Annotated in this window: 18 protein-coding genes and 1 pseudogene; 5 read left to right on the top strand and 14 right to left on the bottom strand. The window is 63.4% G+C overall.

What is annotated here, in order from left to right:
• Positions 1-4: 4 nt before the first annotated feature.
• Together IQ26_RS12715 and IQ26_RS12710 are read right to left on the bottom strand one after the other, a co-directional pair.
• Positions 5-2,089 carry a hydantoinase/oxoprolinase family protein gene (locus IQ26_RS12715; protein ID WP_145717407.1) on the bottom strand — a complete coding sequence of 695 codons (2,085 nt, stop codon included), beginning with the start codon at positions 2,087-2,089 and terminating at the stop codon, positions 5-7.
• Between the two features lie 90 nt (positions 2,090-2,179).
• The gene (locus IQ26_RS12710) at positions 2,180-3,085 is read right to left on the bottom strand and encodes a LysR family transcriptional regulator (RefSeq protein WP_145717405.1); all 906 of its coding nucleotides are present in this window, start codon (positions 3,083-3,085) and stop codon (positions 2,180-2,182) included.
• Between the two features lie 110 nt (positions 3,086-3,195).
• Here IQ26_RS12710 and IQ26_RS12705 point away from each other — a divergent pair, with 110 nt between their 5' ends.
• From IQ26_RS12705 to IQ26_RS12700, 3 genes are all read left to right on the top strand, one after another.
• Positions 3,196-4,314 (top strand): NAD(P)/FAD-dependent oxidoreductase, encoded by a 1,119-nt coding sequence (locus IQ26_RS12705; protein WP_145717403.1) that lies wholly within the window; start codon positions 3,196-3,198, stop codon positions 4,312-4,314.
• A gap of 387 nt (positions 4,315-4,701) precedes the next feature.
• Positions 4,702-5,013: a hypothetical protein gene (locus IQ26_RS39945; protein ID WP_208760152.1), complete on the top strand. Its 312-nt coding sequence runs from the start codon at positions 4,702-4,704 to the stop codon at positions 5,011-5,013.
• Positions 4,928-6,085 carry an aminomethyltransferase family protein gene (locus tag IQ26_RS12700; protein ID WP_208760154.1) on the top strand — a complete coding sequence of 386 codons (1,158 nt, stop codon included), beginning with the start codon at positions 4,928-4,930 and terminating at the stop codon, positions 6,083-6,085. Before IQ26_RS39945 ends, IQ26_RS12700 begins: the two co-directional genes overlap by 86 nt.
• A 405-nt stretch (positions 6,086-6,490) precedes the next feature.
• Here IQ26_RS12700 and IQ26_RS12695 read toward each other — a convergent pair whose 3' ends face one another.
• Positions 6,491-7,417, bottom strand: coding sequence for an ABC transporter substrate-binding protein (locus IQ26_RS12695; protein ID WP_145717401.1), 927 nt, complete (start codon positions 7,415-7,417; stop codon positions 6,491-6,493).
• A 270-nt stretch (positions 7,418-7,687) separates the two neighbouring features.
• Between IQ26_RS12695 and IQ26_RS12690 the strand changes: the two genes are divergently transcribed.
• Positions 7,688-8,551: a hypothetical protein gene (locus tag IQ26_RS12690; RefSeq protein ID WP_145717399.1), complete on the top strand. Its 864-nt coding sequence runs from the start codon at positions 7,688-7,690 to the stop codon at positions 8,549-8,551.
• Positions 8,552-8,595: 44 nt separating this feature from the next.
• Positions 8,596-9,180, top strand: coding sequence for a YceI family protein (locus IQ26_RS12685; RefSeq protein ID WP_208760151.1), 585 nt, complete (start codon positions 8,596-8,598; stop codon positions 9,178-9,180).
• A gap of 111 nt (positions 9,181-9,291) precedes the next feature.
• Here the strand turns inward: IQ26_RS12685 and IQ26_RS12680 are convergent, their stop codons facing one another.
• From IQ26_RS12680 to IQ26_RS12635, 11 genes and pseudogenes are all read right to left on the bottom strand, one after another.
• Entirely contained in the window at positions 9,292-10,026 is a 735-nt protein-coding gene (locus IQ26_RS12680) for an FCD domain-containing protein (RefSeq protein ID WP_145717397.1), read from the bottom strand.
• A gap of 120 nt (positions 10,027-10,146) precedes the next feature.
• The gene (gene fghA / locus IQ26_RS12675; RefSeq protein WP_145717396.1) at positions 10,147-11,001 is read right to left on the bottom strand and encodes an S-formylglutathione hydrolase; all 855 of its coding nucleotides are present in this window, start codon (positions 10,999-11,001) and stop codon (positions 10,147-10,149) included.
• Between the two features lie 156 nt (positions 11,002-11,157).
• The gene (locus IQ26_RS12670; RefSeq protein ID WP_145717394.1) at positions 11,158-12,204 is read right to left on the bottom strand and encodes a zinc-binding dehydrogenase; all 1,047 of its coding nucleotides are present in this window, start codon (positions 12,202-12,204) and stop codon (positions 11,158-11,160) included.
• A 110-nt stretch (positions 12,205-12,314) separates the two neighbouring features.
• Positions 12,315-13,076 carry a GFA family protein gene (locus IQ26_RS12665; protein WP_240547097.1) on the bottom strand — a complete coding sequence of 254 codons (762 nt, stop codon included), beginning with the start codon at positions 13,074-13,076 and terminating at the stop codon, positions 12,315-12,317.
• 97 nt (positions 13,077-13,173) lie between these two features.
• Positions 13,174-13,281: pseudogene (locus tag IQ26_RS41445) on the bottom strand (SRPBCC family protein); the annotation flags it as partial.
• A gap of 47 nt (positions 13,282-13,328) precedes the next feature.
• A complete protein-coding gene (locus tag IQ26_RS12660) occupies positions 13,329-14,054 on the bottom strand; it encodes an ABC transporter ATP-binding protein (protein ID WP_145717392.1) in 726 nt (241 codons plus the stop codon).
• Complete coding sequence (locus tag IQ26_RS12655; protein ID WP_145717390.1) at positions 14,047-14,778, bottom strand: ABC transporter ATP-binding protein; 732 nt, start codon at positions 14,776-14,778, stop codon at positions 14,047-14,049. Before IQ26_RS12655 ends, IQ26_RS12660 begins: the two co-directional genes overlap by 8 nt.
• On the bottom strand, positions 14,775-15,746 hold the full coding sequence (locus IQ26_RS12650; protein ID WP_240547096.1) for a branched-chain amino acid ABC transporter permease: 972 nt from the start codon (positions 15,744-15,746) through the stop codon (positions 14,775-14,777). Before IQ26_RS12650 ends, IQ26_RS12655 begins: the two co-directional genes overlap by 4 nt.
• Complete coding sequence (locus IQ26_RS12645) at positions 15,743-16,609, bottom strand: branched-chain amino acid ABC transporter permease (protein WP_145717388.1); 867 nt, start codon at positions 16,607-16,609, stop codon at positions 15,743-15,745. The genes IQ26_RS12650 and IQ26_RS12645 overlap by 4 nt, the downstream gene beginning before the upstream one ends.
• 60 nt (positions 16,610-16,669) lie before the next feature.
• Positions 16,670-17,878 carry an amino acid ABC transporter substrate-binding protein gene (locus tag IQ26_RS12640; protein WP_145717387.1) on the bottom strand — a complete coding sequence of 403 codons (1,209 nt, stop codon included), beginning with the start codon at positions 17,876-17,878 and terminating at the stop codon, positions 16,670-16,672.
• A gap of 374 nt (positions 17,879-18,252) precedes the next feature.
• Positions 18,253-19,512: an NAD(P)/FAD-dependent oxidoreductase gene (locus tag IQ26_RS12635; RefSeq protein WP_145717385.1), complete on the bottom strand. Its 1,260-nt coding sequence runs from the start codon at positions 19,510-19,512 to the stop codon at positions 18,253-18,255.

Genomic DNA, 19,512 nt, shown 5'->3' with positions numbered 1-19,512 from the left:
GGCATCACTCCGGGAAGGTCAGCAGAAGGTTGAGATGGCGGTCGACCCGTGCCTGCGCTCCAGCGGGAATGGCGAAGGTGGTGTCTTCCTGAACGACCACGGCAGGCCCGTGGAATGTGCTGCCCGGCACGAGGACTTGCCGGTCGTGGAGGTCGATGGTCTCGACGCTCAGGCCCGTGTAGACCGGGAGCCGGCGCGCCGGAATGGCCGGGGCGTCGATCACGTCGACTTCCGGGAAAGAGAGTTTCGGCCCCGCGCCTACGGCGGATAGCCGGACATTCACAAGTTCGATCGCGCCGTCCGGGTCGTGGAAATCGTAGAGCCGCTCATGGGAGAGGTGGAAGGCCTGCTCGATAGCTGCCGCATTCCCGTCCGCCAGCCATTCCGGCGACAACACGACGTTGATCTCATAGCTCTGCCCGATGTAGCGCATGTCGCAGGAGAGACTGAGTTCCGCCGCCCCGTCGTGCCTCTGCGCCGCAAGCCAGTCGCGACCCTCTTGCGCCAGGGCCTCGAAGGCCTCGCGAATTGTGGGTAGCGACGTGCCCGACAGCGGGCTGAAGATGGTGCGAATGAAGTCTCCGCGCAGATCCGCCACCAACCCACCCAGCGCCGACACCACGCCGGGACGGCGCGGCGCCATGACACGCTTCATTCCGAGCTCGCGGGCAAGGAAGGCGCCTAGCATGGGGCCGCCGCCGCCGAAGGGCATCAGCGTGAAATCGCGCAAGTCCACGCCGGCGCGCGAGGCGAGTTTCTCGACTTCGACGAACATCTCCGACACCGCGATGTCGAGGATCGCCTGCGCGGTCTGCTCGACCGGGCGGCCGAGCCGGGCGGCAAGGTCGCCGATCGCGCGATGCGCCAGTCCGGTATCGATCCGCAGCTGGCCGTAGGCCATCTCGCTGTGACCGAGCCATCCGCACACCACCATGGCGTCCGTCACCGTCGCCCGCTCGCCGCCACGGCCATAGCATGCCGGTCCTGGCGTCGAACCGGCCGACTCCGGCCCGACCCGCAGCACCCCTAACGCGTCGACACTGGCGATCGAGCCGCCGCCGACGCCGATCGAGCTCACCGAGATAGACGGGATGTGCAGCGGAAACTCGCCGATCAGTTCACCGGTGCCGAACTGCGCCTCGCCACCGATGATGAGTGCAAAGTCGGCCGAGGTCCCGCCGATATCGAGGGTAAGAACCTTGTCTTCGCCTGCCTGACGCGCCAGCCACGAGGCGCCGATGACGCCGGAGGCCGTTCCCGACAGCAGCATGTTCACGCAAGCACGCTTGCCCTCGGCGGCGTTCATCAGCCCGCCGTTCGACTTCGTCAGCATGGGGCGGGCCGGCACGCCGCGGTCCTTCAGCCGCTCTTCCAGCGCCGTCAGGTAGCCCGAGACGCGCGGATGGACATAGCCATTGAGAATGGCGGTCGAGCTGCGCTCATATTCGCGGATGACCGGCCACACCTCGGCCGAGGAGAAGACGAAGAGGTCGGGCGCAAGACGCCCAATCGCCGCCTTGACGGCGGCCTCCTGCGCGGCATTGCGCCAGGCATGGAGGAAGGACACGATGATCCCTTGCGCCCCGTTTGCCTTCGCCACTGCCACCGCCCTCTCCACTGCCGCCATGTCCGGTGCCTGGGATTCGCATCCGTCGGCACGCATGCGAACCGGAATGCCGAACACCATGTCGCGCGAGATCAGCGGGTCCGGCCGCGAGCAGAACAGCGAATACATGTCCGGCATTCGCAACCGTGCGAGTTCGATCACGTCCTCGAAGCCGGCATTGGTGAACAGCGCCAGCGGCGCGCCCTTGCGCTGAATGATCGTGTTGATGCCGACGGTCGTGCCATGCACGAAGCGCGTCATGCGCGCAGGGTCAAAGCCTTCGCGTTCGGCAAGAAGGGTGAGGCCCGTCATCAGCTCGGCGCCCGGATCTTCCGGCGTCGTCAGCACTTTCAGCGAGGCGACGCGACCGGAGCGGGCTTCGAGCGCACAGAAATCGATGAATGTCCCGCCGATATCGACGCCGACCTTCCAGTCGGCTCCGTCGTGCGCTTCGTCCGCCGTGCAAGCGATGGCACCGTCCATGACGCGTTCCTTCCTGTCTGCCGCCCGAAAGCTGGCATGGCTGGGTGGTCCCGGTCCAAGACGTATGACGGGCAAGGATATAAGTCTTGCTTATGCTTTCGCGCGATATTCACCCAGGATGGTTGAACAGGCAGCGCGGATTTGGTCACGCATCATCTCATCGGCCCGCGAAAGAGCCCGTGTGCGCGAGGTCAGGAGCGCGATCGGAAATTCCGGCCCCGCCGCGAGCGGCCTGACGGCAAGCCCGGCAAACTGGTGCCACGGCAGCAGCGCGTCGACGAGCGCGATACCCAGACCGGCCTGGACGAAGCCGACCGCGGAGATGGACACGTCGATCTCGAGCGACGGCGAAAGCATGATGCCCTGCGCGCGGGCCGCATGAGCCAATTCGTCGGCGGGACGGGTGTTTCCGCGATAGGATATCAATTCTTCGCCGGCGAGATCGGCGAGCGTCAGCTCGGTTTTCCCGGCCAACGCATGCCCAGCGGGCAGCAGGCATGAGAAGCCGACGCTGCCGATCACTTCCGCCTCGATATCGGGAGGCAGGCGGTCGTCCATGGCCACGCCGAGGCTGACATCGCCGGCGCGCAGCATGTCGATGATCGCGGCGATCGGCGCCATATGGGAACGCAGCAAAATATTGGGATGCTGCGCCCGGAATCCGGTGAACGCGCGCGGCAATATCGCCATGGCCGGCGGCGGCGAAGCCGCGACCCGCACCAGCCCAGTTCGGCCCAGACGCAGGTCGGTGGTTTTGCGGCGCAGGCCCTCCAGCCCCGCCGACAGCCTCTCGGCATCGGCAAAGATCTCAAGCGCCTCCGGGGTCGGGCGCAGCCGGCCCTTCACCCGCTCGAACAGCGTGAAACCGAGTTCGTCCTCGGTGTGGAGCAGGATCTGGCTCAGGGCGGGCTGGGAGATGTTCAGCATCCGCGCCGCGGCGGTCACGGTGCCCGCGCGCATGACGGCGATGAACACTTCGAGCTGCCGGGCTCGCATTGCCACTCCATAGGTAAAGCTTATGGTTCTTGTCCAAACCCATCTTTGACGCAATGCCGCGGCGCCGACAAGATCGGGCAGGCAAAGGTTGCTGTTTGCAAGGGGCCACTATGGATGTGATCGTGCTGGGCGGCGGACTGATGGGGACGGCTTCGGCCTATTTCCTTGCCAGACGCGGCGCACGTGTGACGCTGATCGAGCGCAACCGGATCGGCACCGGGGCAACCGTCGCCTCCTTCGGCAACATCCGGCGCACGGGGCGCCATCTGTCCCAGCTTCCGCTGGCCCACCGCGCGCTCAGGCTGTGGGGCGAGGCCGAGAGAATGCTTGGCCGCGACGTAGAATTCCGCGCCACCGGTCATATCCGGCTGATCTTCGATGAAGATAGCCTTGCCGACATGCGGGCCTATGCCGAAGCGGCGCGGCCTTGGGGGCTTGACCTGGAGGAACTCGGCCCCCGCGAGATTCGTGCCCGCTTTTCCGGCCTCGGTCCCGAGGCGATCGCGGCGTCGTTCTCGCCGCACGATGGCAGCGGCAATCCGCGGCTGATCGCACCGGCATTTGCCGAGGCTGCCCGCAGGCTGGGCGCGGAAATCATCGAGGGAGCTGAGGTCGAGAAGATCACCCACACGGGCTCCGGTTTCCTTGCCGCTACTTCAAAAGGCACATTCGCCGCCGACTGCTTGCTCAACACCGCCGGAGCCTGGGGCGCGCGCATCGCCGCACAGTTCGGCGAAGCGGTCCCGCTCGACGCCCGCGGTCCGCAGATGGGTGTGACCGACCCGTTGCCGCATCGGATTCTGCCGGTGGTGGGCATCTGGACGCGCGACAAGGACCATGGCGCCTATCTGCGTCAGGTCGAGCGGGGCAACATCGTTTTCGGCGGCGCGGCCGAAAGGGTGCCGGCGGATCTGGATCCGGGCCACGCCGTCGCCGATCTCATGCGTCTTCCATTGCAATTGCGCGCCGTCGCGCGGCTGCTGCCGGCAATCGCGCGGGTCGCGGTCATCCGTACATGGTCCGGCTGCGAGGGCTATGTGCGGGACATGCTGCCGGTCATGGGACGCTCGGCGACGACGCCAGGCCTGTTCCACGCCTTTGGCTTCAGCGGACACGGCTTCCAGCTCGGTCCGGGCGTGGGCGACGCCATGGCCGAACTCATCACGACCGACCGTTGCGAAACGCCGCTTGACGATTTCAGGGTTGATCGCTTCAGTCGCGCCGCCTGAAGAACAACTGGCGACATCCGTGCAACGATGGTCCCTTTGGCCCGTAACACACCAATCGCGCGTTGGCATCCTTTGTGATTTTTGGATACTTTTTGGCATCTGAGTGATTTACACGCTCTGTATCTTGCCCCGCCAGCAAAGCCTCACGTGGGCTTGGGCGCGACGGATCCTGGTCGCTGAATTCGCACTCATTGGGAGGATATATCGGGCTTTCTTAATCGGACCTTCGGCGCACGAAGCGCGTGCGCTGGCACAACGTGAGGCGAGCGCGCTGGAAGGACGCTCCCGCAAGAAGTGGCCCGCGAAATGGCTCTTAGGTGGAACGCCAAGCCGGCGTCAGAGACCGAACTGTCATCTGATGTAAGAAGACGAAATGGAGGAAGTGACATGGCAATGACGAATGAGACGCCGAAGAGCCTCGAGAGCATCCTGGATGCAGCGGGAGGTCCGGTAAATCTGCTTCGCGGCTCCAACCTCGGGCCGTACCGCTTTCCCGTCATTCCGCCGGAGTTCACGAACTGGCGAGACGAAGTGCGTGCGTGGAAGGATGGCTGCGCACTGCTCGAGCAGTCCTATCACATGACCGAACTGCACCTGCGCGGACTCGCAGGTCATTCCCTTCCTGTCGGAGGTCGCGGTCAACAAGTTCGACCCGTTTCCGGTCCTGCGCGCCAAACAACTCGTGCTGGCGGGCCATGACGGATACTACATCGCCGACGCCATCATTTTCCGGGAAGCCGAGGACTTCTTCCGCATCGTCGGCGCTCCCTTCGCCAGCGACTGGGTGCTCTACAACGCGGAGAAGAGCAACTACGACGTGGAGGCGAAAAAGGACGACAATTTCTCGATCCGCTCCGGCACCCGCGAGGTATTCCGCGTCCAGATCCAAGGGCCGAACGCCCTCGCGCTGATGCGTGAGGTGACGGGCGGCAGCCTGCCGGAGATCAAGTTCTTCAACATCGGTGAGTTCAAGATCGCCGGGAAACCCGTCCGCGCCCTGCGGCACGGCATGGCCGGCGAACCTGGATTCGAGATCTACGGAGCCTGGGACGACCAACAGGCGGTGCGCGAGGCACTGGAGAAGGCCAGCGAGAAGCACGGCCTGCGCAAGATCGGCGCACTCGCCTACTCGACCACCGCGCAGGAGTCCGGCTGGGTGCCGATGCCGTTGCCGGCCATCTATCACGGCGACGACATGAAGCCCTACCGCGAGTGGCTGAACAGCTACTTCCTGGAGTCGGTCGCCTCACTTGGCGGCAGTTTCGTGTCGGACGACATCACGGACTACTATGTCGATCCGATCGAGCTCGGCTACAGGAACGTGATCGACTTTGGCCGCGACTTCATCGGCCGAGACACCTTGCTCGAGAAGGCTAACAACCAGCGCCGCACGAAGGTGACGCTTGTGTGGAACGACGAGGATGCGGCCGCCGTGATGCGGGACTCCATCTTCCCGGCCAACGGGACGCCCGCCAAGTTCCTCAATATGCCGATCCCCATGTATGCGACATTCCAGGTCGATGCCGTCATGAGGAAGGGCAAGGTTGCGGGCATCTCGACCTGGCCGTCTTTCACGGCAAACGCCAACCGCTTCATCTCGCTGGGGCTTGTCGACCTCGAGCACGCGCAACCGGAAACGGAGGTCACGCTTCTCTGGGGCGAGCCGGAGTCGCGCCGCAACACGGTGGAGAAGCATCAGGTCCGCCAGATCAGGGCAAAGGTCGCTCCGGCTCCTTACTTCGACAAGGTCATCAAGACCGGCAAGCACTGACAGGCTGACCGATGCCGGCACGGCTCGGATCGAGCTGCCGGCTGCCAAGCATGTCCAGATCACCTTGGAATGCGGCCTCGACATCGAGGCCGCAGACGAAATGGCTGTGTGCAAAGCGACCGCGGGAACCCAGACGGATGAAAGAGCATCTTCTGACGCTTCGCTGCACCAATCCATTCGCCCGAGAGCTTCGTTGGCCCCGTCGAGAACCACGTGCGGGCCCATCCCGGTTCAGCCATCGAGCAGCTGCACGTCTTTCCGTTCGGCGGCATCAGCAACACGGCGAAGTGGCTGGAGGAACGGGGCAATTGGCGGCCGGCTGCAATCGCCTACCGATCCTCCAACGCATAGGTTGCACAAGGGCCAAGGCAAAGCCAATGCTCGATCACGTATGACCGCCGGCGATCAGGCGGCGCCTTCCAGATAGCGCTTCTCGAACGCGCCTTCGGCCGTGCCGCGCTTCGACTCGTCGAGTAGGTTCGCCCTGACCATCAAGTCAATCGTCGTCTTGAGCGCCTTGCCTGGCACGGCAAGGCCCCACGGCCACATGCCCATGTCGCGCATATATTCCAATCCCCGTCGCGCCAGGGATTCGCTGTCGGGTGTGGTGATGCGCTGGAAGATCGGCAGGGTGATGCCTTGGCTGGCCGCGTCGTTGGTGACCGCATGCGCTTCGATCAGCGCCTTGAGGAAGCGGGTCACGAGATCGCGGTTCGCGCCGAGCCAGGAAGCCTTGCCGATGACGGCGGTGAAGACGATCTCGGGGATCGCGGCACTGACTTCCCCGAGCAGGTTGTAGCCCTTGTCCTGTGCGAGGAAGTTCCACGGCGCGGGCTGCGGAGCACAGTCGATTTCGCCGGCCTGCAGCGCCTCCCACCGCTTGGTGTGAATGCCGGCCAGGGCAAACTCGTAGTCGCCGGGATAGTGCAGCCCTGCCGCGGCCAGCATGATCTGCGTGTAGATCGCGGTGCCCTCCGTCAGCGAGGACGTGCCGACCTTCTTGCCCCTCAGTTCGGCAAGCGAGCCGATGCCCGGGCGCGCAACAATGGACATCGGCAAGCGCACGGCGTTGGCTGCCGCGATACGCAGCTCTCCTCCCCTGACGAAGTCGGCAACGGCGCCTTCCGGCGGCGTAATCGCCAGATCCGCTTCGCCGTCGAGAACGGCCGCGGTCGCCTTTTCGACGCTGCCCATGCGCTTGTAGTCGATCCGGATGCCGTGCTTTTCGAAAAGGCCCTGTTCGTCGGCGACGAAGACAGGAAGCCAGTTGAACCCCTGCGCGCCGCCCGCGAGCCGAAGATCGGCGAGGCCGGCAGGTTCCTGGTCAGTCATGGCGATATCCTCCCTTAAAACTTCCAGCGCAGGCACCGGCCTCTGTCTGGCGAGATGCGGTTCGGTTCTACGGCCGTGATGCCGTGCACATTGACAGGCGCATACAATTTGAGATACCATCTAGTATCTAAAAAACATACGGTATGTCAACACGCCGAACGAGGGAGCCCGGCTGATGCAGCATCGAGCCGAAGGGAGGAAGCATGCGCCCCACCAACAGTGTCGCCGGTATCCACGGCCGACAGTTCGAAGCGCCGCGGAACAGCTGACATGAGCGGCCTGGCGCGATCGCCGCAGGAAGCGATGATCCTGGGCATGCTTGCAGCGGGTTTGCTGGCGCTTGTCGTTGCTGGCCTGCTGCGCTGGCTTCGCGCCGGTCGGGTCTGGACAGACCTCCTGGTGCCCGCCTCCTTCCTCGTCACTTACTGGCTGGCCTACAACAAGGTGCCGTCTTTCCCGCCAGTAGGTGCGGTCAACAAGGTCTTCTTCGTCGCCGTGACTGGAACGGCGCTCGGTGTCCTGGCCGAGGTCGCCGGCCGTGGCAGGCTGGGTCGCGCACTTGTCCTTGCCCAGCCGATCGCGTCCGCCGCGTATATAGGAGCGGCTCGGCTGCCCGATGCGCTCCCGGAAGTGGCGGTGGCCGCGTTATGGGGCCTGCTGGTGATGCATGGCCTTTCCGGTGGAACAGACCGGGCCGAGGACGAATCCGGCGCAAGACAAGCCGCCCTGCTCGGCATCGCATGCGCCGGATTCGCGCCGATCGCGCTATTGGGTGCGTCGTCCTCGAGCTTGCAGCTCAGCCTGCTTTTCGCAGCCGCCCTAGCGGCCATTGTCGCCACCAATATCTCAAATCCGGATTTCGGATTCCGCTCCGCATCCCTCCTGGGAGGAGCAGGTGGCATGATAGCGGTCGCGCAGACCGTCACGCTCATCACGCGCAAGACCGACATGCTGGCACTGGCCGTGCTGTCATTGGCCTTTGTCGCGCCTTTTGTCGTTGATCCGGTTTTGCGCCGGATCCGCGCCACGAACAAAGCCACCCGCCTCGCCGCTTTTGTCGGGATGTGCCTGCTGCCAGTCGGCGCATCCCTGGCGATTGTGATCGCGCGGTACGGCTCAAGCTTCCCGGTATGACCCGGGAGAGAACTGTCGGAAACTATCAACAGGGAGGAATACTTATGTCGAAACTACTGCGCACCACCTTGCTTGCCACCATGATCGCTTGGTTGCCGCTGGCCGCCGAAAAGGCCGCGGCAGGGACTTTCGAAATCGATCCCGTGCATTCGGGTATCGCTTTCTTCATCGATCATCTCGGCTTCTCGAAGGTGATCGGAACTGCCAAGGAGTTCTCGGGCACGTTCGAGTTCGACGCCGCCCAGCCAGCAAACAGCAGTCTTGAGGTTGCGGTGAAAGTTGCCGGCATCTCGACCAACAATAGCCAGCGCGACAGCGACATTCAGGGCGCCGACTGGTTCAATGCAACCGAGTTCCCGCAGATCACCTTTGTCGGGCGGGAATTCAAGGCGGTCGACGCCAAATCCGGCACGATCACGGGCGATCTTACGATCGCAGGCGTCACGAAGCCCGTCACGCTGGACGTCACCTTCAACAAGGAAGGCGAGAACCCCTGGGACAAGAGCCACGTCGTCGGCTTCAGTGCGCGGACGTTGGTCAAACGCAGCGACTTCGGCATGAAGGCGGCGCTCGGAATGATCGGCGACGAGGTGAGCCTCGTCATCCAGGTTGAAGGGCGTGCCCGTTAGTAACTCACGGTGGACAGTCCAGCGGGCGACAAGCCTGCCGGACACATCTGAGTGCGCGCAATGGCAAGACGCGGATCCTATCGGATTGCGCCAAGTGAAACTTGCCGTGGCCTACTCTGCGGCCACGGGATCCGGACGCCTGAAAGCATCGCCGGCCCCACCTTGCGCGAAAAGATGGCTTGCATGAGCAATGACGTTCTCGGTCGTCTCGCGGATATGTCGGTCGACCAGATCCTGCGCCGTGGCGGTGTCGCGGGCGATCACCCGATCCATGATCATCTTGTGCTCGACGTCCTTTGCGCGCCATTGCGGGCGAAACTGCGAGGACATCCTGCGGTAGCGGTGGGCGCGCTCGAAGAGCTTCTGCCGGATCTCGAGCAGATTGGGCGAGCCGCATGCCGCGACCAGCGAAAGGTGGAAAGCACTGTGCAACGTGGCCCATTCGTCGGAGAGATAGTAGCTCGCCCCAAGCCGGCTTTGCAGCCGGTCCATCCGGTGGAAGGCGGCCATGATGTCCGCCTCCCAGCGATCGTCGCCACGATCGATCGCCAGCTTGATGCACTGCCGTTCGACGAGCACGCGGACATCCGTCAGATCGTTGAGATCGAAGAGCGAGACCGGCGCGACCAGGAAACCACGCTGCCCCTCCGCCACGACCAGACCTTCGGCCACCAGCCGCGAGAGGGCCTCGCGCAGGGTAGAAAAGCTTACTTCATACAACTCCCTGAGTGTCTCGAAGCGCAGCTTTGTCCCCGGCTTCAAGGCGCAACTAATGATATCGCTCCGCATGCGCGCCAACACATCCCCGGCGCGTGTCTCCCCGGCGGGCTTGAGGGTGTTGCCCATGCATACGACTCCGCATTGAATTATCGCGGAGATTACTGCGGATTTTCGAAATAATCAAACCTGCCGCTCTGAGCGTGCTGGATCTCTTATGGCCAGTGAAGAATTGGAACGTCCCGAGCCTTAGCCATGGGACGACAGCCTCTCAGCGTGCCAGCGCAGATGATCGTCCATGAAGGTCGAAATGAAGAAATACGAGTGATCGTACCCATCCTGCATGCGCAGTTTCAGCGGAATGCCGGCCTTGGTGCAGGCCGCCTCCAGGAGCCAGGGCCTTAGCCCGTCATTCAGGAACCCGTCCGATGTCCCCTGGTCGACGAGAACTTCCTGAAAGCGGTGCCCGTCCTCGATAAGCGAAGTAGCGTCATAGGATCGCCACGAGGCCTCATCCATGCCGAGGTATTTTTCGAAGGCTGGCTTCGACCAGCCGGCTGTGCTTGGCTGCACGATCGGCGCGAAGGCCGAGCAGCTCCTGAACCGCTGCGGATTTTTCAACGCAATCGTCAGTGCGCCGTGTCCGCCCATTGAATGGCCGGTTATGGCTTGGCGCGACATGTCCGCTGGAAAATTCGCCGCGATCAGGGCGGGCAGTTCCTCGACGACGTAGGAATACATGCGGTAGTTCTTCGCATAGGGGACTTGCGTCGCATCCAGATAGAAACCGGCGCCGCAGCCAAACTGCCAATTGTCCTTGTCGTCAGGAATGTCGGCGCCGCGCGGACTGGTGTCAGGACAGACGACGATCAGGCCAAGTTCGGCGGCCATGCGCCTGTATTCGCCTTTGTCCATGACATTTTGATGCGTGCAGGTCAGTCCCGACAAATACCACACCACCGGGCAAGGCGTTTCCCGGGCCTGTAGCGGCACGAAAACGGCAAACGTCATGTCGCAAGAGCAACTCGTCGACAGGTGCGAATAGACGCCCTGCACCCCGCCATGGGATTTTGCCTGGGAGATGGTCTTCATGGGTTTCGGCATGTAGTCCTTCTCCACCAATTTCAAGCGCCAATGATAGCCATCTACGGCATCGGCCGCAGCCGCGGCAACCCTGGTGGATCAGGTTGCCCGATGTCGGGGCGACACCAGCATTTTAAGAACACAGGGCCTTCAACGCGGGCGTATCGCGCAAGACGGTCAGTAAACCACCACGCTCCTGATGCTCTTGCCCTCATGCATCAGGTCAAAACCCTTGTTGATGTCCTCCAGCTTCAGCGTGTGGGTGATCATCGGGTCGATCTGGATCTTGCCGTCCATGTACCAGTCGACGATCTTCGGCACATCGGTGCGGCCGCGCGCGCCGCCGAAGGCGGTGCCCATCCAGGTCCGACCGGTGACCAGCTGGAACGGCCTGGTCGAAATCTCCTGGCCGGCGCCGGCGACGCCGATGACGACCGACTTGCCCCAGCCGCGATGCGAGGCTTCCAGCGCCTGGCACATCACCTTGGTGCTGCCGGTGCAGTCGAACGTGTAGTCGGCGCCGCCGATCTGGTCGGCGCCGCGCTTGGTCATGTTGACCAGATGAGGGACGACGTCGCCGTCGATCTCCTTCGGATTGACGAAATGCGTCATGCCGAATTTCTCACCCCAGGGCTTCTTGTCGTTGTTCTGGTCGACGCCGATGATCATGTCGGCGCCAGCGAGCTTCAGGCCCTGGATGACATTCAGGCCGATGCCGCCGAGACCGAAGACCACCGCATTAGCGCCCTGCTCGACCTTGGCCGTGTTGATGACCGCACGGATGCCGGTGGTGACGCCACAGCCGATGTAGCAAATCTTGTCGAAGGGGGCGTCGGGATTGACCTTGGCCAGCGCGATCTCGGGGTCCGGCATCAGCCCTTGCCCCTGCGTGGCGCGGATGGCGGTGCACAGATTGGTCTTTCTGGACAGGCAGGACGGGCACTGCCGGCATTCCGGCGTGTAGAGCGGGATGACATGGTCACCCTTCTTGACCGAGGTGACGCCCTTGCCGACGTCGACGACGACACCGGCGCCTTCATGGCCGAGAATCGCCGGAAACAGGCCTTCAGGGTCGGCGCCCGACAGCGTGAATTCGTCGGTGTGGCAAATGCCGGTCGCCTTGATCTCGACCAGCACCTCGCCCTCGCGCGGACCATCGAGGTCGACCTCCAGGATCTCCAGCGGCTTTCCGGCGGCAACAGCGACAGCGGCGCGGGTTTTCATACGTTTTCTCCAATTCTAATCGTCACCGGCCTACCGTCGACAGGGCGGTTCTTCACGGCTCGTGCCACGGATGGTCGCTAGCCGGCCGCTTTCGCGAGCTTCACCTTGTGCTAGGCGATGATGTCCATCAGTTCAGGTGAGAATGCGTCGTTGGCTGGAACCCCGGCCTCGCCCAGCGCATTGCGCACGGCGACCATCGCGGTCGCCGGCATCCCGGTCTCGACGAGCGAAGACACAAAGGCCGCGAACTCAATCTTTGGCTGGTGCTCATCCGTCGCCAGTTCGGGATGCACGAATTCAAGGCCGTAGAAATGGTGATCCGGGTCGGACACCTTGCCAACCATATGCGTCCCGCAGGACCTGCAGCGGTGGCGTTCGATCTTCTGCGTGGCGTCCACGGCCTCGAGCTTTTCGCCATGCGCCTTCACCTCGACGCAGCCCGCCGGCACGACCGCGATCTGCGCGAAGGCGGCACCGGCGGGCTTCCAGCATTTCGAACAGCCGCACAGATGACTGTGTGCCACGGCCTGATCCACCGCGATCTCCACCGGCTCGCTGGCACATTTGCAGCGCGCAGTGAACGCGCCGAGCGGCGAAGTGGATATATCCCGCACGACGGCCGGGTGTAGCTTGACCGTCTCGCTGCGTAACGCCTCCGTCCGCGCCTTCAGCGCGCGGTTCAAGTCGTGATAGGCGGTTCGCAGATTGGTATCGATGCTGGGCCAGCGCTCGTCCGCCATCGGACCGTCGAAGATCTCGTTGTGGCGCACCCGCGTGCCACCATTCCCGGTCGGCTCCAGGATGAAAATGTGTTCCGCGCTGAACACACCGCCAGGCGCCTGGCTCAGCCAGCGCAGTTCCCGCGCGCCCACGATGCGGGTGATGGTCGGCGTGACCTCGCGCTCGGGAACATTGGGGCTGGCGCAGCGTCCCGACGACCCGTTGACCGACGGTCGTGCGCCCGCGTAGCGCCGGCAAGGCCGGATTCCATTCGGGGTAGCGCTCGATGTCATCCAGCACGGCCCACACGATCTGCGGCGGCGCGTCGATGACGATCTCGGTTTCAAGCAAGCGCATGGAGCATCCTCATTTATGGGCCAGATGTGTTGGCGTGCGGCAGTGCGCTAATGCGCTGCCGCCGCGGCGTCGCCGAGGTAAGCGCTCATGACCTTTGGATCTTTGAGCAGGTTTGGCGCCGTGTCCTCTCCGACGATCCTTCCCGTTTCGATCAGGTAGCCGCGATCGGCGGTCCTCAGGCTCAGCCGCGCGTTCTGCTCGACCAGCAGGATGCCGAAACCTTCGGCGGCGATGATGGCCAGTGACTTGAACAGCTCCTTGGACAGCAGCGGCGACAGACCGAGGGAGGGCTCGTCCAGCATCAGGATGTCCGGCTTGGACATCAGCGCCCTGCCGATCGCCACCATCTGCTGTTCGCCACCGGACATGGTCTGCGCCAGCTGGCGAGGGCGTTCGGCAAGCCGGGGGAACAGGCCGTAGACGAAATCAAGCATCTTGCCCGCATCGGCTTTCGCGCGCCTAGCATGGCTTCCAAGCCGCAGATTCTCCGCCACGGTGAGTTCGCCAAAGATGCCTCGACCTTCCGGAACCAGCGCGATCCCCTCCTCCACCATCAGATGGGCGTCGAGTTTCGTGACATCCTTGCCGTTCATGACGATGCTAGTGCCGGGCTCCGTGCCGACAAGCCCTGCGACGGCGCCGAGGAAGCTGGACTTTCCAGCGCCGTTGGCGCCCAGGATAACGCAGATCTCGCCCTTGGAAACATGTGCGGAAACACCGTCGAGCGCGACGTGCCGACCGTAGCGGACGCCGAGATTGGACACCTCAAGCATGGTCGTCTCCCAGATAGGCGCGGACGACATCCGGATCGGCCAGGACATCGGCCGACCTGCCATCGGCGATCTTCGTGCCTGAATTCATGACCACGCAGCGTGAACAAAGCGAACGGATGGCATCCATCACGTGCTCGACCATGATGATCGTCCGACCCTGTTCGCTGATCTCGCGGATGAGTTCTATGCCGACCCTCAACTCACTGGGGTTGAGGCCGGCGAGCCATTCGTCGAGCAGCAGAACATGCGGGTTTCCCGCAAGGGCACGGGCGAGCTCGATCCTCTTCTGGTCGATATAGGTCATGGCCGCGACGGGAACCTCCTCGCGGCCTTTCAACCCGACCCGCTCCAGCAGAACGCGGGCTAGCGCCAGCGCTTCGGCACCCCAAAGCCTGTTGTGCCCGAAGACGGCGCCGGCGATGACGTTCTCCAGCGCGCTCATCGACGGCAGGACGCGCACCAGCTGGAAGGTTCGGGCGACCCCGATGCGGGCGAGCTTGTGGGCCGGGCGTCCAGCGATGTTCTGACCGGACAGCAGGATATTGCCCGATGTCGGGGATAGCGCGCCCGATATAAGATTGAGCATCGTGGTCTTGCCAGAGCCGTTCGGACCAATCAGTCCCAACAGTTCGCCCTTGGCGACTTCGAAGCTCACGTCGTTGACGGCGACAAGGCCGCCGAAGGCTTTGCGTACCCGATTGATGGTCAGGAGAGGAACGCTCATCTGCCCTCCTCGGCGGACGCTGCCAGCAGGCTTTTGTCGATGGAGCGGCGGCGACGGAACAGGGTTTCCAGCTGGCCCGTGACGCCGTCGGGAAGCACATAGACGATCGCCAGAAATGCGAGTCCCATGATCACCGCCGTCTGGTTCGGGAAGTGGCCAGAGATAAAGTCCATCACCACGGTGAAAGGAACGACGCCGACCAGGGGACCCCAAAGGCGGCGGGTGCCACCGAGCAGCGCCATGATGACCACGAGGAAGGACGTCATCGGGTTAAACGCTGCATCCGGCGTGATGTAGCCGTAGCGAGGCGCCATGATCGCGCCGGCTACGGCAATGAAGGCCCCCGAGACAGCGAACAGGATGACCCTGGTCCGAGCGGTGTCGACGCCGACATGGCGCGCCACGGCTTCGTCATTGCCGATGATGCGCAAGGCGAGACCCAGCCTCGACCTGTTGATGAGCCATCCGGTGACGAACACGACCACCGTCAGCGCGAGCAGCATCCAATAGAGATGCGTCTCGGTGAAATCGGTAAAGACGTAGAGCCCGATCGTGCCGCCGAAATTGGTCTGCACCCAGGTCACGATCTGGCCGAGGAGTTCGGCAAGGCCGAGGGTGAAGATCACGAAATAGACCCCCGAGAGCCTGAGGGTCGCCAATCCGACCAGTGTGGCCAGCAAGGCGCCGGCGACGACCGCGATGAGGATAAGCGCCGGGAAAGGCAGGACGTCGATGAAGATCGCGACCGAGTAGGTTCCGACTCCGAAGAAGGCGGCGCTCGCCAGCGAGACAAGATGCGTCGGCCCGGAAAAGAGCGCCCAGGCCGTACATATGGCGGCATAGAGCATGATGTTCACGCTGAGCGACAGCCAGAATCCCTCGGTCACCAAGGGCAGGAAGGCCAGCACGGCCACGCCGGCAAGGCCGGCACCAAGAGCCAGGAGTTCTTTGCGCGGGATGTTCATCATGCCGGCCGCTTTCCGAAGATGCCCTGCGGCCGGAACAGCAGAACGACGATGAAGAGGGCGTAGTTGGCCGCCAGCGTCAGTCCGGGGTCCAGCAGGCTGGCGACCAGCGTCTCGGTCACGCCCAGGACGAGAGCGGCGAGAACCGCACCGCGAACGTCACCGACGCCGCCCATGATGACGATGATCAGCGCCTTCATGGTGAAGATCACGCCCATCGAGGTGTTGAACGTGTAGAAGGTAGACAGCAGCGTGCCGGCGCAGGCCGTGATCGCTCCTCCGAGCGCAAAGGCGAATGCCGCGGTCTTGCGCACATCGATCGCCACGAGCATTGCGGCGCGCGGATCGACGGCGACGGCGCGAACGGCCGTGCCGCGGTCGGTGTGGTAGAGGAAGGTGTAGAGAGCCACCGCGATCACGGCGGCGGCGACAAAGGCCACGACACGGTTCAGACCGAACGAGTTTCCCATGATCGAGAAGGGCTGGGCGAGGAACTCGTAGTTGAAGTAGGACCCGCCGAATGCCTGCAGCATCAGCCCCTGGAACAGGAACAGCAGCCCGAAGGTCGCCAGGATGGAATCGACCTCGAGCATGCCGCGATTCCTGGCCCGCTTCACCAGTGGCTGCATCAGCCAGGTGTAGATCAGCCAGTTGACGACGAAGGCGACGGGGCCGATCACCAGCAGGCCCAGCAGCGGATTGATCCCGAAGCCCGTATACAGCCAGAAGGTGACGAAGCACGCGGCAACGAGCGTCTCGCCATTGGCGAGGTTCATTATCCGCGCCACGCCGTACTGGAGCGTCAGCCCGAGCGCGATGAGCGTATAGGTGCCCCCAAGGAGCAGGCCTGTCAGCAGGATGAGCATTGTACTCTCGCAGTCACTAGCCCGGTGTCACGAGGACGCCAAGCCGCCGGGAGGATCGGATCAGTTGCTGGGCCAGGCGGGCTTGAGCACCGGCTGTTGCGCGCCCTGGAGGTTGCCGGTCGCCCTGACGCCATGCACGACGCCGTCGTTCCACTGGGCCACCGTCCAGTTGTTGTTGTTGATGTTGTTCTCGAAGTGGACATCGCCGATGACGGTCTTGAAGGTGCCCGACTGGATTTCCTTGTTGAGCGCTTTCTTGTCCAGGCTGCCGACGTGCTCGACGGCCTGCTGCAGGATCTCCAGGCTGGCATAGGCTACCGGGCTCGCCCACCAATCGGCTTCCTGGCCCGTCACCTCGAGGTGCTCCTTGCGATAGGCCTGGAAGACGGGATCGCTGGCATTGACGCCGCCCATGATCAGGACCCCGTTGGCAGCGGCGCCAAAGCGCTTTCCGTAGGCGTTGAGATTGCCGCCAACACTGACGAAGAACGCCTTGACGTCGAACTTCTGCAACTGCGCCTGCTCGGTGAGAGCGAAGCTGTCCGGCGGGTAGGAGTAGGCGATGAAGGCGTCGGGATTCGCCGCCTTGGCGCTTGCTATCACCGGAGCGAGGTCCTGATTGCCGAGCGGATAGGAGCTTTCGTAGACGATATCGAAACCGGCCTGCTTGAGCGCGGGCTTGCCGGTCTTGATCATCTCGAGGCCGAAGGCATCGGAGACGTTGACCACCGCGACCCGGTTGCCGATCTTGCCAGCGTCGTGCAAATCCTTGAGCGTGCCGACGATGCCGTCGGCGATGCCCTGCGCCTTGCCGAGCAGCCAGAACGTGTTCGGCCAACGCTTGACGAACTGCTCGAGATCGTTGGCATTGCCGGTGGAGACGATCTGCGGGTAGCCATATTTCGCGATCAGCGGGGCGGTCGCGAGATTGAGACCCGTCGAATAGGGCGGAATGATCAGGTCGACCTTGTCCTGGGTGGCGAGACGCTGGATGTTCTTGACAGCCTCTTCCGGCGTTGACTTGTCATCATATTCGACGATCTCGATCGGCCGCATCTGATCGCCGACCTTGAGGCCGCCGGCCTTGTTCACTTTCTCGACCCACAGCTTGATGTTCGGCCAAAGCACACCTGACGCGCCGCCCGCGAGCGGCCCTGTCTTGGAAGCGCTGACGCCGATCCTGACCGGGTCCTGCGCCATGGCGGCGCCGAACGTGCCAACCGCCAATGCCGCCGAAAGCATGAGTACATTGAAACTGCGTCGCAACATCGATTCCTCCCAGTTCTGGTTGCAGTGGGCGCTCCCTTGCCTCGCGGCTCGCGAGAACGAGTTGATCGCCCCGGTCCTCCCTAGCGAAATTGCTTAGGCCATTTTCCTCTGATGATCCAGTTAATTTCGTAATATCTTGTATTTTCGTTATTTTGCACGAGTAACGACATTCCTTATCCACCCGAGGCAAAGGCACCGGATGACCGTTATGCCCGCCTAGCGGAGCGCTTCCGCTTCATGCCATTAAGATACCATATAGTATTCAGATACGATGCAGGATGTCAATGCAAAAAGAACCAGCTGGTACGCTCTGCTTGCCTGCTTTGTCCGTCTCAAGAAGAGACGAAACGCGAGCGCTCGATCGGGCGCAGCCCTCATTTCGAGCTCGCCAGAGCTTCGAGCGCCAGCACCGGATCCGCGACCTGAGCGGGGTCGGGGCTGGCCGACACGGCAAGGAGGCGCTTTCCAATCAGATAGTCGCGCGGCGCGTTCAGCCCATCGACGGCGACGAACTGCCCCTCGCGGTAGTACCAGTGCGACCGTCCCGATCCCGCTCCCTGCCGGACAACCACCGTATCGCCCGGCCTGGACAGGCCGGCGATCTGCAGCTTGAGATCGAACTGATCCGACCAGAACCACGGCTTCGGCTTGTAGGGCTGGCGCGCGCCCATGATGTTGCGAGCGACCAGGTCGGCGCTGTCGATCGCGTTGCCGACGCTCTCCATCCGCAGCCCTCCTCCCGGCAAGGAGAAGTTGGCGCAGTCACCAGCAGCCCAGATGAACGGATCGCCCGTGCGCCCGTACGCGTCGGCAGCGATACCGTTGTCGATAGCGAAACCCGCCTCTGCGGCCAACGTCGTCTGCGGCATGCCGCCGATTCCCGCCACGACGACGTCGGCGGCAATGATCGTGCCGTCGCCGAGCCTGGCGCCAGTAACGCGATCAGCGCCGAGCAACTCGCTCACTGCCTTGCCGAGATGGAACGTCACGCCCCTGGACCGGTGAAGGTCTTCCACAGCCCTCGCCGTTTCCGCCGAAGCCACCCGTGCGAGCGGGCGATCGGAGGCTTCCACGACATCTACTGTCATGCCGAGCCCACGCGCGACGGCGGCGATCTCGAGCCCGATGTACCCACCGCCGACGACAAGGAGCTTGCCGTTCGTTTCGAGCGCCGGCCGCAACGCATCGATATCGGCGAGTGTGCGGATCGTGAAGATGCCAGCCAGGCCGCGCGAGATCGCCTGCGGAAGCTTTCGGGCGGTCGCTCCGGTTGCGAGCACGAGACGGTCGTAGGCAAGCATGGTGCCATCGGCCAGACATACACACTGCCGGGCGCGATCGATGGATGCGACGCGCGTTCCCAGTCGCAACGCGATCCGGTTCTTCGCGTACCAGTCCTCCGCTTTCAGCTTCAACCGGTCCCGCTCGAGTTCGCCGAGAAGATAGGCCTTCGACAGCGGAGGACGCTGGTAGGGAGCATCGGGCTCGTCCCCGATCAAGGTGAGCGATCCCGCGAAGCCGTTCGCCCGCAGCTTTTCGGCCGTGAATAGGCCGGCCTGCCCGGCGCCGACGATCAGGATGCTGCTTTCGTTGCCGGGTATGGCCGCGGCGGGATGATCGGCATCAAGGGACAT

This window comes from Mesorhizobium tianshanense (assembly GCF_007830515.1).
Lineage (GTDB): Bacteria > Pseudomonadota > Alphaproteobacteria > Rhizobiales > Rhizobiaceae > Mesorhizobium > Mesorhizobium tianshanense.
This window is presented reverse-complemented; position numbering and strand designations above follow the sequence as displayed.

Bases quoted from the DNA above. Each gene is read 5' to 3' on its own strand.
- IQ26_RS12715 (WP_145717407.1), bottom strand. From the start codon at position 2,089: ATGGACGGTGCCATCGCTTGCACGGCGGACGAAGCGCACGACGGAGCC.
- IQ26_RS12710 (WP_145717405.1), bottom strand. From the start codon at position 3,085: ATGCGAGCCCGGCAGCTCGAAGTGTTCATCGCCGTCATGCGCGCGGGC.
- IQ26_RS12705 (WP_145717403.1), top strand. From the start codon at position 3,196: ATGGATGTGATCGTGCTGGGCGGCGGACTGATGGGGACGGCTTCGGCC.
- IQ26_RS39945 (WP_208760152.1), top strand. From the start codon at position 4,702: ATGGCAATGACGAATGAGACGCCGAAGAGCCTCGAGAGCATCCTGGAT.
- IQ26_RS12695 (WP_145717401.1), bottom strand. From the start codon at position 7,417: ATGACTGACCAGGAACCTGCCGGCCTCGCCGATCTTCGGCTCGCGGGC.
- IQ26_RS12690 (WP_145717399.1), top strand. From the start codon at position 7,688: ATGAGCGGCCTGGCGCGATCGCCGCAGGAAGCGATGATCCTGGGCATG.
- IQ26_RS12685 (WP_208760151.1), top strand. From the start codon at position 8,596: ATGTCGAAACTACTGCGCACCACCTTGCTTGCCACCATGATCGCTTGG.
- IQ26_RS12680 (WP_145717397.1), bottom strand. From the start codon at position 10,026: ATGGGCAACACCCTCAAGCCCGCCGGGGAGACACGCGCCGGGGATGTG.
- fghA (WP_145717396.1), bottom strand. From the start codon at position 11,001: ATGCCGAAACCCATGAAGACCATCTCCCAGGCAAAATCCCATGGCGGG.
- IQ26_RS12670 (WP_145717394.1), bottom strand. From the start codon at position 12,204: ATGAAAACCCGCGCCGCTGTCGCTGTTGCCGCCGGAAAGCCGCTGGAG.
- IQ26_RS12660 (WP_145717392.1), bottom strand. From the start codon at position 14,054: ATGCTTGAGGTGTCCAATCTCGGCGTCCGCTACGGTCGGCACGTCGCG.
- IQ26_RS12655 (WP_145717390.1), bottom strand. From the start codon at position 14,778: ATGAGCGTTCCTCTCCTGACCATCAATCGGGTACGCAAAGCCTTCGGC.
- IQ26_RS12650 (WP_240547096.1), bottom strand. From the start codon at position 15,746: ATGATGAACATCCCGCGCAAAGAACTCCTGGCTCTTGGTGCCGGCCTT.
- IQ26_RS12645 (WP_145717388.1), bottom strand. From the start codon at position 16,609: ATGCTCATCCTGCTGACAGGCCTGCTCCTTGGGGGCACCTATACGCTC.
- IQ26_RS12640 (WP_145717387.1), bottom strand. From the start codon at position 17,878: ATGTTGCGACGCAGTTTCAATGTACTCATGCTTTCGGCGGCATTGGCG.
- IQ26_RS12635 (WP_145717385.1), bottom strand. From the start codon at position 19,512: ATGTCCCTTGATGCCGATCATCCCGCCGCGGCCATACCCGGCAACGAA.